The organism is Burkholderia sp. Ac-20379 (assembly GCF_017104645.1).
Classification (GTDB): domain Bacteria; phylum Pseudomonadota; class Gammaproteobacteria; order Burkholderiales; family Burkholderiaceae; genus Burkholderia.
Genome location: NZ_JAAGPF010000021.1, coordinates 1 through 13,868, shown reverse-complemented (window position 1 = coordinate 13,868; position 13,868 = coordinate 1). Strand labels below are relative to the sequence as shown.

Below are 13,868 nucleotides of genomic sequence, written 5' to 3'. Positions count from 1 at the left end.
GTCAAGCGCGTTGCGCGTAGTTCATCTCAACCCATTTGCGGTACTCGCCCGACGCGACTTCGGCGGCCCACGCCTGATTGTCGAGATACCAGCGCACGGTCTTCGCCATGCCGGTTTCGAAGGTTTCGGCCGGCTTCCAGCCGAGCTCGCGCTCGAGCTTGCGCGCGTCGATCGCGTAGCGGCGATCGTGGCCGGGGCGATCGGTCACGAACGTGATCTGGTCGCGGTACGAGCCGCTCGCCTTCGGCTTCTGCGCATCGAGCAGATCGCACAGCACGTGCACGACGTCGAGGTTCTTCTTCTCGTTCCAGCCGCCGACGTTGTACGTCTCGCCGGGCAGGCCGCGCGCGAGCACCTCGCGAATCGCCGAGCAGTGATCGCCCACATACAGCCAGTCGCGCACGTTCTGCCCATCGCCATACACTGGCAGCGGCTTGCCGGCCAGCGCGTTGGCGATGATCAGCGGAATCAGCTTCTCGGGGAATTGATACGGGCCGTAGTTGTTCGAGCAGTTGGTGGTCAGCACCGGCAGCCCGTACGTGTGGAAATAGGCGCGCACCAGGTGATCGGAACCGGCCTTGGTGGCCGAGTACGGGCTGTTCGGCGTGTACGGCGTGGTTTCGGAGAACTGCGGATCGGTGGCCGACAGCGAACCGAACACCTCGTCGGTGGACACGTGCAGGAAGCGGAATGCGGCCTTCGCCTCGGCGTCGAGCGTGTTCCAGTACTGGCGCGTCGCCTCGAGCATCGTGAACGTGCCGACCACGTTGGTCTGGACGAAATCGGCCGGGCCGTGGATCGAACGATCCACATGGCTTTCGGCCGCGAAATGCAGCACCGCGCGCGGGCGATGCTCGGCCAGCAACGCGTCGATCGCCGCGCGATCGCAAATGTCGACGCGGGCGAAGATGTGGTTCGGATTGTCCTGCAGCGACTTCAGGGTGCCGAGGTTGCCTGCGTAGGTCAGCTTGTCGACATTCACCACCGGTTCGCCGGATTGCGCGAACCAGTCGAGCACGAAATTGGCGCCGATAAAACCGGCACCGCCCGTCACCAATATCATGGGAATCCCTTGTCGAAAACGGAGTCTGAATTAGCCGAAAATGCGGAAAGTCCGCATTCGACCCCTCGGAATGCGCGCCGTGAATCGCGAGTATCTGTTGTTCTCGGGTCGATGGCCGTGCTGTAGGCCACATACCGCACAGGGCAGCAATTATAAGGCCTGTGCCGCACCAAAAAACACGCGTCTAACAACTTGCAACAGCTTGACAAATACCGAAACAATGGCATTTTTCTCGTAAAATCGTCTCAAAATGAGCCGAATTTGCGCGGATTCTGCTCGTCGTTCCAACCCGTCGAGGGCCCGAACGACTTGTGATACCGTCTGCTGCAAGTCCGTCAAGAATCGTGAAACCGTTACCCCTTCTCAAGCAATGACCCATGTGTCCGGTCCAGCCGCGCCCATCGCGTTCGGCGACCTCCAGGGCTGCCATGCCCCGTTCCTCGAATTGCTGTCCCGCCTGTCGCCCGCCGCCGATCGCCCGCTCTGGTTCGCCGGCGATCTGGTCAATCGCGGCCCGGCCTCGCTCGCCACGCTGCGTGCCGTGATCGCGCTCGGCGAGCGCCGCGTCGCGGTGCTCGGCAATCACGATCTGCATCTGCTGGCCGCCGCGGCCGGCATCCGCCAACTCAAATCGGGCGACACGCTCGCCGAGATCCTCGATGCGCCCGATGCGGGCGATCTGCTCGACTGGGTGCGCCACCTGCCGTTCGCGCATTACGAAAACGGCAAGCTGATGGTGCATGCCGGTGTGCTGCCGCAATGGGACGTGACGCTGGCGCTCGAACTGGCCGACGAATTGCAGCGCGCACTGCGCGCGCCGGACTGGCAGGACACGCTGCGCACGCTCTACGGCAACGAGCCGAACCGCTGGCGCGACGGGCTGACGAAGACGGAGCGGCTGCGCGTGGCGTTCAACGCGTTTACGCGGATCCGCTTCTGCACGCCGGTCGGCGCGATGGAGTTTCGCGGCAACGGCGGCCCGGAATCGGCGCCGGACGGCTATCTGCCGTGGTTCGACGTGCCGAGCCGGCGCACCGCCGACACCACCATGGTGTTCGGCCACTGGGCCGCGAACGGGCTGATGCTGCGCGACCGGCTCGTTGCGCTCGATTCGGGCTGCGTCTGGGGCAATCAGCTGTCGGCCGTCGAGTTGACCGACGATCCGGCCGCACGGCGCGTCACGCAGGTCAGTTGCGCGCATTGCCAGGTCGGCAAGCGCTGAGCAGCAGATGACGAGCGGGCGAGAGCGCGTGCCCCGCCGAAACGACAACAGGCCGCGCCGGAATCCGGCGGGGCCTGTTGTCTGTGCCACCCGATGCGGCGATCAGGCGTCGCGTTGCGTGGCCGTCTCCGCGTCGGGCGTGGCGGCCACCGCCGTCGCAGGCTGCTGCGCTTGCGCCGCATCGGCAATCGTGCCTTCCGGCGGCAGCTCGTCCCGCGCCAGCAAGGCCAGCGCCTCGGCCGTCGGCTTGCCCGAAGCGGCCTGCATCTCGGTCAGCGCCGCCAGCACCGAAGCACGTGCCAGCGCCGACAGCTCTCGACGGTCGGGGCCCGCCTCGATCGGCTTGCCCACGTACAGATGCGCGACGAGCGGCTGGTCGCCGAGCACCCGTTCGAGCGAGCGGCCGAGCGACATCTTGCCGGTATAAGCCGGTGCCAGCGACTGCCGCCCCTGCCCGTCCTCGTACATGATGCAGACCGGCTGCACCGGGCAGCCGGCCTCCACCGCCGCCTGGAACAGGTTCGCGTGGAACGGCAACAGATCGAGCCCGTTCGACGTGGTGCCTTCCGGAAACACGCACATCAGCTCGCCGCCGTTCAGCCGCTGCGCCATCTCGTGCATGATCCGCAGCGCCTCGCTGCGCTTCTCGCGCTTGAGGAACACGGTGCCGAGCTTCTCGGCCAGCCAGCCCACCACCGGCCACTGCCGCACCTCGGCCTTCGAAACGAACGGCGTCGGCCGCCATGCGTTGATCACGTAGATGTCGAGCCACGACACGTGGTTGCCGATCACGAGCGCGCGCGAATCGAGCCGTGCCTCGTCGTGATGGACCACGAGGCGCATGCCGCACAGGGACAGCATCTTCAGGGTCCAGCCGCGGATCAGCGCCTGCTTGCGCGCCGGGCTCACGCGCCCGAACAGCAAGGCGACGGTCGCCATGCCGCGCAGCAGATGCAGGATCAGGCGCGCTTTGCGCAACGCTTTCATGGATGGGCTCCGGTCAGCGACGCTCGAACGCCACCTGGCCGGCCACGATCGTGGCCAGCACGCGGGCCGGCAGTTCGTAGCCGAGGAACGGCGTGTTGTGGCCCTGGCTCTTGAGCCCGCGCGGCTCGACCTGCCAGTGCGCGGCCGGATCGAACACCACGATGTCGGCCACGCCGCCCACGGCGATGCGGCCGGCCGGCAGCTTCAGCACGTCGGCCGCGCCGGCCGTGATGCGGTTCAGCGCGCGGGCGAGCGGCAGGTTCGCCTCGTTGGCCCACTTCACCGTAAGCGACAGCAGCAGTTCCAGGCCGGTCGAACCGGGCGTGGCTTCCGCGAACGGCAGCAGCTTTTCGTCGTCGTCCACCGGCGTGTGATCGGAGCAGATCGCGTCGATCGTGCCGTCGGCCACGCCGGCGCGGATCGCCGCGCGGTCGCGCTCGGCGCGCAGCGGCGGATCGAGGCGGAACTGCGCGTCGAAGTAGCCGATGTCGATGTCGATCAGATGCAGGTGATTGGCGCTGACGTCGCAGGTGATCGGCAGGCCTTCGGCCTTGGCCCCGCGCACCAGCTCGATGCCGGCGGCCGACGACAGGCGCGCGATGTGCACGCGCGCGCCGGTCACGCGCACCAGCTCGAACAGCGTGTGCAGCGCGATCGTCTCGGCCGACACCGGCACGCCCGACAGCCCGAGCCGCGACGCGACCGGCCCGCTGGCCGCCACGCCGCCCTTGGCGAGGAACGCGTCCACGGGGCGCAGCCACACCGTGAAATCGTAGGTTTTCGCGTATTGCAGCGCGCGCAGCAGCACCTGCGTGTCGCGAATCGGCGAATCGGCCTGCGTGAAGCCGATGCAGCCCGATTCGGTCAGCTCGACCATCTCGGTGATGACCTCGCCCTTCAGGCCGACGGTCAGCGCGCCGAGCGGATAGACGTGCGCCTGGTGCAGCTTGCTCGCGCGGAACTTCAGCATCTCGACAAGGCCCGGCTCGTCGAGCACGGGATCGGTGTCGGGCGGACAAACGAGGCTCGTCACGCCGCCGGCGACGGCCGCGGCCATCTCCGATTCGAGCGTGGCCTTGTGCTCGTAGCCCGGCTCGCGCAGCCGCGCCGACAGGTCGACGAGCCCCGGCGCGACGATCTTGCCGCTCGCGTCGAGGGTCTTCGCCGCGTGGAAATCGGCCGGCGCCGCGCCGATCGCGACCACCTTGCCTGCCGCGACGTACACGTCGGCCTGTTGTTCGGTGCCGGCGACCGGATCGATCAGCGTGCCGCCCTTGATATGAATCTTCATGCGCTGCCTGTGAATGCGTTGGATGCGTTGAGTGCGAAGGCCGGCCGTCGCGGCGCCGCGTCGATGCGGCGGCGCCGGCCGGGCCGCGTCAGTCGCTGTTGCCCGCGACGATGCCCATCACGGCCATCCGGACCGCGATGCCGAACGTCACCTGATTGAGAATCACCGATTGCGGGCCGTCGGCCACCTGCGAGTCGATCTCGACGCCGCGGTTCATCGGGCCCGGGTGCATCACGATCGCGTCGGGCGCGGCCAGCGCGAGACGCTCGGGCGTGAGGCCCCAGCTCTTGAAATACTCCTGCGCCGACGGCAGCAGCGCGCCGCTCATGCGCTCGTTCTGCAGGCGCAGCATGATGATCACGTCGACGCCCTTCAGGCCTTCGTCGAGGTTGTGATAGACCTTCACGCCCATCTGCTCGAGCCCGCCCGGCAGCAGCGTGCGCGGGCCGATCGCGCGGATCTCGGGCACGCCGAGCGTGGTCAGCGCATGGATGTCGGAGCGCGCCACGCGCGAGTGCAGGATGTCGCCGACGATCGCCACGCGCAGATTCGTGAAATCGCGCTTGTAGTGGCGGATCGTGTACATGTCGAGCAGGCCCTGCGTCGGGTGCGCATGGCGCCCGTCGCCGGCGTTGATCACGTGCACGTGCGGCGCGCAGTGCTCGGCGATCAGGTACGGCGCGCCGCTCGAGGCGTGACGCACGACGAACAGATCCGCGTGCATCGCCGACAGGTTGTTGATCGTGTCGAGCAGCGATTCGCCCTTGCTGGTGGACGACGCGTTGATGTTCAGGTTCAGCACGTCGGCCGACAGGCGCGTCGCGGCGATCTCGAACGTGGTGCGGGTGCGCGTGGAGTTCTCGAAGAACAGGTTGAACACCGATTTGCCGCGCAGCAGCGGCACCTTCTTCACCTCGCGATCGGTCACGCTGACGAACTGCTCGGCCGTGTCGAGGATGTGCGTGACGATCGAGGTGGGCAAGCCCTCGATCGACAGCAGATGCTTGAGCTCGCCGTTTTTCGTGAGCTGCGGGTTGCCCTTCAGGAAGCCGTGGCGAAAGCGTTCGGCGGGCGCGGCCGCGGCGGGTGCGCCGGTTTGGCCGGTGGTGTCGGTCGTCATGATGTGCGTGATTCCAACGTGTTGCTAGGCAGCGCCCGCGCGCGCTGAGGCGCGGGCGCCGGATGAGGCTCGCTCAGTGCGAGCGCGCCTCGAGATCGAACGTGAACTGCAGGGCGTCGTCGTGCGCGAGCACCAGCGTGGCGTCGGGCGCAACGTCGAGCGTGCCGCCCAGGAAACGCGCCGCCACCGGCAGCTCGCGGCCGCCGCGATCGGCCAGCACGGCCAGCTCGACGGCGGCCGGGCGGCCGTAATCGTACAGCTCGTTGAGCGCGGCGCGCACGGTGCGGCCGGTGGACAGCACGTCGTCGACCAGCAGGATCCGGCGGCCGTCCACTTCGAACGGCAGCGAGGTCGGGCTGGCCTGGCTGTGCAGGCCCTTTTTCGCGTAGTCGTCGCGATGCAGCGCGACGTTGACCACGCCGAAGCCGGGCGCCTTCAGGTCGCGCGCGAGACGTTCGGCCAGCCAGGCGCCGCCGCTGTGGATGCCGGCGAGCACGGGGCCGTCGGCCGCCGCGAACGCGGCCTCGCCGTAGGCGCCGCGGATCTGGTCGAGCAGCGTGCGATAGAGCGCTTCGGCGTCAATGGAACTCATGATGATCGGGCAACTGGTCGAGATAGTGTTGAAGGATCACGCGGGCGGCTTCGGCGTCGATGGCGTCGGCCTTCGCGCCGCGCGCGCGCAGGCCGGCGCGCGCCTCGACCGACGAATAGCGCTCGTCGATCCAGCTCACGGGCAGGTTGAAGCGGCCGTTCAGCTGATTGCCGAAGCGCTTCGCCTGCTGCGTCATCTCGTGAGGCGTGCCGTCCGGATGCAGCGGCAGGCCGACCACGAGCGCGTCCGGCCGCCATTCGGCGAGCAGCTCGCCGACGGCCTGGAAACGATACTCGCGATTGAGGTTGGGAACGATGACAAGCGCGCGCGCCGTGCGCGTCAGCGTATTGCCGACCGCCACGCCGATGCGCTTTTCGCCGTAGTCGAACGCGAGCAGCGTGGCTTCGCGCGCGGACGCACCGCTCATGCGTGGCCCGCCTCGCCCGACAGCATCGTCGACGACACGCCGAGCAGGCCGAGCGCGGCCTCGAAGCGTTCCTCGGCCGGCGTGTCGAACACGATGCGCGGATCGGCGTCCACGGTCAGCCAGCCGTTCTTCGAGATTTCGTCCTCGAGTTGGCCCGCACCCCAGCCGGCATGGCCGAGCGTCAGCAGAAAGCGCGTCGGGCCCTGGCCCGAGGCCACGGCTTCGAGCACGTCCTTCGAGGTGGTCATTTCCAGCCCGCCCTCGACCGACATGGACGAGCTGTAGCTGCTGCCTTCCACCGGCTCGTGCAGCACGAAGCCGCGCTCGGTTTGCACCGGGCCGCCGAAATACACGGGGATATGCAGCAGCGGCTCGACGTCCAGCTTGAGGTCGATGCGGTTGAACAGCGCTTCGAGATCGATGTCGGTCGGACGATTGATGACCAGGCCGAGCGCGCCGCGCTCGCTGTGATCGCAAAGATAGACCACCGTGCCAGAGAACGTCGGATCGGACATGCCGGGCATGGCGATCAGGAACTGGTTGGTGAGATTGATGCGATCGGAACTCTTTGGCATGGTTTGAATTTTAGCAAAGACCTTGCCGCGCCACGGGCGCCGCAAGCGTCGATATACGGATCACGTCGCACTCTATCACGCGCGCGAGGCGGACCGGCGGGCATGGCGCGGCGCGATACGGAAGCGCCGCGGCGATCGTTCGCGATGCACCAACAAACGGCGCCGATGGCGTGCCGGCGCCCGGCGATGGGCGGCGAATGCGGATCGGAAACGGGCGGCTCGCCTGCGCGCCCGGCCGCGACGATAGATGGGGAACGATCGAATCCGCCCTGCCCGCGCTCAGGCGGATTCGAGCACGGCGGCCAGCGCCTCGCGCTGCGCATCGTGGGTGGCGACGATCAGCTTGCCGCAGCGCCGATGCGGCACCTGGCGCGCCTCGCAGTACGCGTACAGCCGTTGCCGCCCTTCGACGCACAAGCGCGCCTTCAGCGATCCGGCCGGGTAATAGATGCCGGCGTGAATCACCTCGCTGTTGCGCGAGCTCGTGCCGGTGCCGATCGCCGTCTCGGCCTCGACGATCACCGTCTCCCAGCCGCGCTCGGCGCAGGCCCGCGCCACCGCCAGCCCCACCACGCCCGCGCCGATCACGACGCACTCCACCGTTTCCGTCATCCCGTCCCCTCCCGGTTCGTTGCGCAGCGGCCCGCGCACGCGCGGGCCGGCATTTCGCCATCGGAACACAGCAGCATAGCGCAGCGCCGCAGCGCTCCGGTTGCTCGCGTGGAAACGGAAAGCACTGCGAAAGGAACGATGCAAGCGCCAGTCAGCCGGCGTGCTGGTCGAGGAACGTCAGCGGCTGCCCGCCGGGCGCGCCGACCAGCGCCTCGTCGCGCACCACCGGCCGGCCGCGCAGCACGGTGGCCACGGGCCAGCCCTGGCACGTCATGCCGTCGTACGGCGTCCAGCCCGAGACGCTGGCGATCCAGTCGTTGCCGATCGTGCGGCGCGCGCCGAGATCGACGATCGAGAAATCGGCGTCGTAGCCGAGCGCGATGCGCCCCTTGCCCTCGATGCCGAACAAGCGGGCCGGGCCGGCGCTCGTCAGGTCGACGAGCCGTTGCAGGCTCAGCCGCCCATGCGCGACGTGATCGAGCATCACGGGCAGCAAGGTCTGCACGCCGGTCATGCCGCTCGGCGAGTTCGGATACGGCCGCGCCTTTTCCTCGCGCGTGTGCGGCGCGTGATCGCTGCCGATCACGTCCACCACGCCGTCGCGGATCGCCTGCCACAATGCGTCGCGATGCGAAGCGTCGCGCACCGGCGGGTTCATCTGCGCGAGCGTGCCGAGCCGCTCGTAGCAGCCCGGCGCTTCGAGCGTCAGATGATGCGGCGTGACTTCCACGCTGACGCGGCGCTTGTGCTGCGCGAGAAACGCCATCTCCTCGCCCGTCGAGACGTGCAGCACATGCAGCTTGCGGCCGGCCTCGGCGGCCATCGCCACCACGCGGCGCGTGGCCATCAGCGCGCTCTCGGGATCGCGCCAGTGCGGATGATCGCGCACGTCGCCGCTCGCCTCCACCAGCGCGCGCCGCTCGCGCAGCCGCGCCTCGTCCTCGGCGTGCACCGCCATGCGGCGGCGGCCGTTGCGCACGATCCGGCGCAGCACCGCATCGTCGTCGGCCAGCAGGTTGCCGAACGAGCTGCCCATGAACACCTTGACACCCGCGCAGCCCGGCAGCGTTTCGAGCACCGCCAGCCGCTCGGCGTTGATCGCCGAGCCGCCCAGATAGAACGCGTGGTCGCACCAGGCGCGGCCGCGCGCCAGTTCGAGCTTGTCGCGCAGGTCGGACGCCTCGAGCGTGAGCGGCTGCGTGTTCGGCATCTCGAACACGGCCGTCACGCCGCCGAGCACCGCGCCGCGCGTGCCGGCCTCGAGCGTTTCCTTGTGCGTGAGGCCCGGGTCGCGGAAATGCACCTGCGTGTCGATCACGCCGGGCAGCACGTGCAGCCCTTGTGCCGCGAGCCGGTCGCCGGCCTGCCAGCGCGACGCGAGATCGCCGAGCGCCACCACGCGCCCGGCCACGCAGGCGATGTCGATGCGCTCCGCGCCGTTCGGCGTCAGCACCGTGCCGCCCTCGATCAGCAGGTCGGCGTGGCGTCGCGCGACGCGCTCGGCGATGTCGCGATGCTCGACCGCCGCGGCCGATGTGCGGGAAGCGGGCCGCTTGGCGGCAGGCAGCAGCGTCACGTCAGAATTCATTCTGGATCTGCTTGTAGCCGCGCACGAGCGCGTTGTTGGTGCGCGCCACGTCCTCGGAGAACTCGCTCGCGTCGGGCGTGACCTGCGGGTACGAGGCCAGATCGGTATCGGCGCCGATCCGCTCGGTCGACGGCACATGGAAATACGGCGGCAGCTTGCAGCCGTCCACCACCGCGTTGAAGCGCACCACGCAGCCGTCGCCCACCACGCAGTTGAACAGCACGCTGTTGAAGCCGATGAACACGCCGTTGCCGATCTCGCACGGGCCGTGCACGATGGCCCGGTGCGCGATCGAGGTGCGCTCGCCGATCCGCACCGGCGCGCCCGATTTCGAGTGAATCACCACGCCATCCTGAATGTTCGAATGCGCGCCGATCACGATCGGTTCGATCTCGCCGCTCGCGTCGATCTCGTCGGCGCGGATCACCGCGTACGGGCCGATGAAGACGTTCGCCTCGACGACCACGAGGCCGCACAGAATGGCGGTGGGATCGACGAAGGCGTCGGGATGGATGCGCGGCAGGTCGCCGCGCGGGTTCTTGCGAATCATGGTTGCGTGAGCCTCGATGTCGAACGATGAGGGAATGCGGCCGGCGGCGGATTGGCCGTGCGTTCGCCGCGCAGCAGCCGCGCGAACAGGTGCGGATCGCGCCACTCGGCGCGCACCGCCTCGGAAAATTCGATGTCCCGAAGATCGATCGGCCCCATCGCGGGGTTGTGGGCGTCGTCGCGAAAGCATTGCGCGTAGCCGGTGTCCGTCTCGTGCACGATCACCGAATGCAGCCGCACGTCGGCCTCGCCGTTCGCCATGTCGGTGGCGGCCAGCATCGCGTCCGCCAGCAGGAAGAACACGCGCGAGAACTGCTCGGCGCTCGGCGACACGGGCAGCAACACCCAGCGCGCGGAATGGCGGCGCATCGCGGCGAGGTAATCGGCGTCGTCGCCGCGCCAGAGCGTCACGGCGTGATCGAACGCATCGATCAGCTCGCGCACGCCGCCCTTGAGCAGGCCGAAGTCGTACACCATCTGGCCGCGATCGAACGCATGCGCCTCCAGCAGCAGCTCGACGCGATACGAGTGGCCGTGAATCGAGGTCGCGCAGCGCTGCGTGGTGCAGCCGCGCACGATATGGGCGTTCTCGAAGCGGAACAGCTTGCGGATCAGCATCGGGGCGCCCTCGCCGGGGCCGGCTCCGATCTCGAAAATGATTCGTACAACGAATCGTCAGGCAGCGCAGTGTTCGGCATGAAAGCGAAGAAGAAGTGAATCAGTCGGCCGCGCCGGTGCAATCGACGCAGCGCCCGCGAATCTCAATCGCGGCGTGGCTCGCCACGAAATCGTGGCTGCCGGTCAGGTGCGCGAGGCGCTCGCCCAGCGATGCGTCGGCGTATTCGCCGATGCGGCTGCAACGCTCGCAGATCGTGAACACGCTGACCGCATCGCCACGCGCCGCCGTGCGCGGCAGGTATGCATTCAGCGTTTCGAGACGGCTTACCTCGCCCGCCTCGACCAGTCGCGCCAGCGCCCGGTAGATCTGCGCCGGCGCGTTGAACCCCGCGTCGCGCAACCGGTCGAGCAAGGCGTAGGCGCCCAGCGGCGCACCGGCCTGCCGCAGGGCCTCGAGGACGAGTTGCTGTTTCCGGGTCAGGGACATGGCGGATTCGGGGCGACCGGATGCGGCCGGAGTCTCGATGGCTGGAAATGTTACGATATAACGTATCACTTCACAAGCAAAAAGCGGCGCCTTGAAACGTACGGCCCCGCATGGCGTCGCCTGACGTCACCCGCGCCGGGCGGCCGATCTTGCCCGCTTGATGGCTCGGCCCGGCGCGCACACCTTCGTCGCGCCCAAGCCGGCAGCCTCATCCGCTCAACCCACCACGCCCGTCACGAGCAGCAGGTTCGTGCCGCAGATCACGGCGAACAACGCCCAGGCGAACACCTTCGCCCCCCATCCGATCGCGTGCGCCTTCATCAGCGTCGTGTCGCTGACCGAGCGGATCAGCGGCCACATCGCGAACGGCAACTGCAGGCTCAGCAGCACCTGGCTCCATACCAGCAGCTTGCCGACCGAGCCGTCGCCGAGCAGCAGCACGCCGGCCAGCGCCGGCGCGAGCGCGAGCCCGCGCGTGATCAGGCGGCGTTGATAGCACGGGATCTTGACGTGCAGGAAGCCGTCCATGATGACCTGCCCGGCGATCGTGCCGGTCAGCGTCGAGCTTTGCCCCGAAGCCAGCAGCGCGATGCCGAACAGGATCGCCGCGCCGCCGCCCACCAGCGGCGTGATCAGTTGGTAGGCCTGCTCGATGTCGGCCACGCCGGTATGGCCGGCCGCATGGAACGCCGCGCCCGCCAGGATCAGGATCGCCGCGTTCACGCACATCGCCACCAGCAGCGAGCACCAAGTGTCCACCCGCACCATCGCGAGCGTGTCGAGCACGTGGCCGCGCGCGCCGCCCGTCACGCGGCGCGTCTGCACCACCGACGAATGCAGATAGAGGTTGTGCGGCATGATGGTCGCGCCCACGATGCCGAGCGCCAGCACGATCGCATCCTTGCGGTCGTGGCCCGGATCGCCCGGAATCAGCCCGGCCGCCACGGCGTGCCAGTCGGTCGGCACCATCGCCACCTGCGCGACGAAGCAGCAGGCCATCGTGCCGATCAGGCCCAGCACGATCGCCTCGATCTGCCGGAAGCCCTTGCCCTGCATGCCGAGCACGATCAGCGTGTCGAGCGCCGTCAGCACGATGCCCCAGGCCAGCGGCACGCCGAGCAGCAGCTTGAACGCGAGCGCGCAGCCGAGCACCTCGGCGATGTCGCAGGCGATGATCGAGATTTCGGCCGTGACCCATTGCAGCCATTTGCCGAACGGGCCGTAGCGCTCGTAGCTGATCTGCGCGAGATCGCGGCCCGCCACGAGCCCGAGCCGCGCGGCCAGCATCTGCAGGAAGATCGCGGCGAGGCTCGAGAACGCCACCACCCACAGCAGCGAATAGCCGAATTGCGAGCCGGCCTGGATGTCGGTCGCCCAGTTGCCCGGATCCATGTAGCCGATCGCCACCAGCAGGCCCGGCCCGAAAAAGCGGCGCAGGCGCGCGAACCACGAGGCGCGCGCATCGATGGTGATGCTGCCCTTCACTTCGGCGGGGCAGAACGGGGCAGTCGGAATGGTGGGCAGCGGCATCGGGTCGGCAGGATAGGAAAGGCGCACGCGCCGGCCTGACGGCACGGCGAACCCGGTGCATTGTACTGAGGCTGGAAAAAATCGGCCGGGATCGTTGGCCCGGCCGTGCGCGGCGGCTAGAGCTGCGTTTCGACCACGGCGCGGCCGCGAATCGCGCGCTCGACCAGTTGCTCGCTGCCGACCTTGCGGATCGCGTCGTCGAGCAGGCTTTCGGGCGCCTCGGTCACGAGCTTGAGGAGGCCCGACCAGCCGCTCGCGTCGAGCACCACCAGCGTTTCCATCGAATCGGCGCGGCTCACGAGCACGCGCCGCAAGGCCGGCCCGGCGCCGAAGCTGGCGCACAGGGCGATCGTTTCGTCGCCGAGCGGGTAGTCGAATTGTTTGATCATGGCGTACCGCCGCTGCTTGGGGGCTGAGGGGACGCGCTCGCGCGCGCCGGCGGCAACGCCCGGAACGAACGGGGCCGCATGACCGACATGCTAGGCAGCCCGGATTAAAGCGGCCTTAAGGCGCGCCGACAGCCAGGCAAGCCTCAAGCATCCCGAAGCATCCCGTGCCCGGCCTTGCCCGCCTCCACATCGCGCAGGCCGGCCACCGGCACGCGATGGCGGCGCGCCGTCAGGTCGGCGACGATCGACACGGCGATCTCGGGCGGCGTGCTGCCGCCCAGATGCAGCCCGACCGGCGCATGCAGCCGCGCGAGCTGCGCGTCGTCGAGGTCGAACAGCTTGAGCCGCTCGCGGCGCGCGTCGCTGTTGCGGCGCGAACCGATCGCACCCACGTAGAAGGCCGGCGTGCGCAGCGCCTCGATCAGCGCGAGATCGTCGAGCTTGGGATCGTGGGTCAGCGCGATCACGGCGGTGCGCGCGTCGGGCCGCATCGCCAGCACGGTGTCGTCGGGCATGGTGCGCACGCGCGACACGCCCGGCAGCGGCGGCGTGGCGTAATCGTCGCGCGGGTCGCACAGCGTGACGGCATAGCCGAGCGGCACGGCCATCGCGGCCACGTAACGGCTCAGCTCGCCCGCGCCGATCAGCAGCAGCCGCCAGGCCGGGCCGAACGGCGCGACCAGTTGCCGGCCGTCGAACGCGGGCGCGGCGGCATCGCCGTCGATCGGCGCCAGCGTCGCGCGGCCGCTGGCCAGATCGAGCGTGCGCGCCACCACCTGCCCGGCGCGCAATGCGTCGAGCAGCGCGTCGAACGCGCT

At 68.8% G+C, this 13,868-nt stretch carries 15 protein-coding genes and 1 pseudogene; 1 reads left to right on the top strand and 15 read right to left on the bottom strand.

Annotated elements, in window-relative coordinates; all coding sequences use genetic code 11:
• Position 1 precedes the first annotated feature (1 nt).
• The gene (rfbB, locus tag G3N92_RS04915; RefSeq protein WP_206126333.1) at positions 2-1,063 is read right to left on the bottom strand and encodes a dTDP-glucose 4,6-dehydratase; all 1,062 of its coding nucleotides are present in this window, start codon (positions 1,061-1,063) and stop codon (positions 2-4) included.
• A gap of 370 nt (positions 1,064-1,433) precedes the next feature.
• Here rfbB and G3N92_RS04910 point away from each other — a divergent pair, with 370 nt between their 5' ends.
• Complete coding sequence (locus G3N92_RS04910) at positions 1,434-2,285, top strand: symmetrical bis(5'-nucleosyl)-tetraphosphatase (RefSeq protein ID WP_206126332.1); 852 nt, start codon at positions 1,434-1,436, stop codon at positions 2,283-2,285.
• 102 nt (positions 2,286-2,387) lie between these two features.
• On the opposite strand, the gene G3N92_RS04905 is transcribed toward G3N92_RS04910, so the two are convergent.
• From G3N92_RS04905 to G3N92_RS04840, 14 genes and pseudogenes are all read right to left on the bottom strand, one after another.
• Positions 2,388-3,272, bottom strand: coding sequence for a lysophospholipid acyltransferase family protein (locus tag G3N92_RS04905; RefSeq protein WP_206126331.1), 885 nt, complete (start codon positions 3,270-3,272; stop codon positions 2,388-2,390).
• A 13-nt stretch (positions 3,273-3,285) separates the two neighbouring features.
• Positions 3,286-4,563, bottom strand: a complete 1,278-nt coding sequence (locus tag G3N92_RS04900; protein WP_206126330.1) for a dihydroorotase — start codon at positions 4,561-4,563, stop codon at positions 3,286-3,288.
• Positions 4,564-4,651: 88 nt separating this feature from the next.
• Positions 4,652-5,683, bottom strand: a complete 1,032-nt coding sequence (locus tag G3N92_RS04895; protein WP_206126329.1) for an aspartate carbamoyltransferase catalytic subunit — start codon at positions 5,681-5,683, stop codon at positions 4,652-4,654.
• Between the two features lie 73 nt (positions 5,684-5,756).
• Positions 5,757-6,275: a bifunctional pyr operon transcriptional regulator/uracil phosphoribosyltransferase PyrR gene (gene pyrR / locus G3N92_RS04890; protein WP_206126328.1), complete on the bottom strand. Its 519-nt coding sequence runs from the start codon at positions 6,273-6,275 to the stop codon at positions 5,757-5,759.
• Positions 6,262-6,702: a Holliday junction resolvase RuvX gene (gene ruvX / locus G3N92_RS04885; RefSeq protein ID WP_206126327.1), complete on the bottom strand. Its 441-nt coding sequence runs from the start codon at positions 6,700-6,702 to the stop codon at positions 6,262-6,264. The genes pyrR and ruvX overlap by 14 nt, the downstream gene beginning before the upstream one ends.
• Positions 6,699-7,277 carry a YqgE/AlgH family protein gene (locus G3N92_RS04880; protein WP_206126326.1) on the bottom strand — a complete coding sequence of 193 codons (579 nt, stop codon included), beginning with the start codon at positions 7,275-7,277 and terminating at the stop codon, positions 6,699-6,701. Before G3N92_RS04880 ends, ruvX begins: the two co-directional genes overlap by 4 nt.
• 294 nt (positions 7,278-7,571) lie before the next feature.
• Positions 7,572-7,889 (bottom strand): annotated as a pseudogene (locus G3N92_RS04875) (FAD-dependent oxidoreductase); the annotation flags it as partial.
• Positions 7,890-8,040: 151 nt separating this feature from the next.
• Complete coding sequence (locus G3N92_RS04870; RefSeq protein ID WP_206126325.1) at positions 8,041-9,477, bottom strand: dihydroorotase; 1,437 nt, start codon at positions 9,475-9,477, stop codon at positions 8,041-8,043.
• The gene (locus G3N92_RS04865) at positions 9,467-10,027 is read right to left on the bottom strand and encodes a carbonate dehydratase (RefSeq protein ID WP_206126324.1); all 561 of its coding nucleotides are present in this window, start codon (positions 10,025-10,027) and stop codon (positions 9,467-9,469) included. Before G3N92_RS04865 ends, G3N92_RS04870 begins: the two co-directional genes overlap by 11 nt.
• Positions 10,024-10,644, bottom strand: a complete 621-nt coding sequence (locus G3N92_RS04860) for a 6-carboxytetrahydropterin synthase (RefSeq protein WP_206126323.1) — start codon at positions 10,642-10,644, stop codon at positions 10,024-10,026. Before G3N92_RS04860 ends, G3N92_RS04865 begins: the two co-directional genes overlap by 4 nt.
• A 100-nt stretch (positions 10,645-10,744) precedes the next feature.
• On the bottom strand, positions 10,745-11,131 hold the full coding sequence (locus G3N92_RS04855; RefSeq protein ID WP_206126322.1) for a transcriptional repressor: 387 nt from the start codon (positions 11,129-11,131) through the stop codon (positions 10,745-10,747).
• Between the two features lie 216 nt (positions 11,132-11,347).
• On the bottom strand, positions 11,348-12,661 hold the full coding sequence (locus tag G3N92_RS04850; RefSeq protein WP_206126321.1) for an Nramp family divalent metal transporter: 1,314 nt from the start codon (positions 12,659-12,661) through the stop codon (positions 11,348-11,350).
• A 116-nt stretch (positions 12,662-12,777) separates the two neighbouring features.
• Positions 12,778-13,050 (bottom strand): hypothetical protein, encoded by a 273-nt coding sequence (locus tag G3N92_RS04845; RefSeq protein ID WP_206126320.1) that lies wholly within the window; start codon positions 13,048-13,050, stop codon positions 12,778-12,780.
• A gap of 143 nt (positions 13,051-13,193) precedes the next feature.
• A partial coding sequence (locus tag G3N92_RS04840) for an XdhC family protein (protein WP_206126319.1) occupies positions 13,194-13,868 on the bottom strand: 675 nt, incomplete at its 5' end.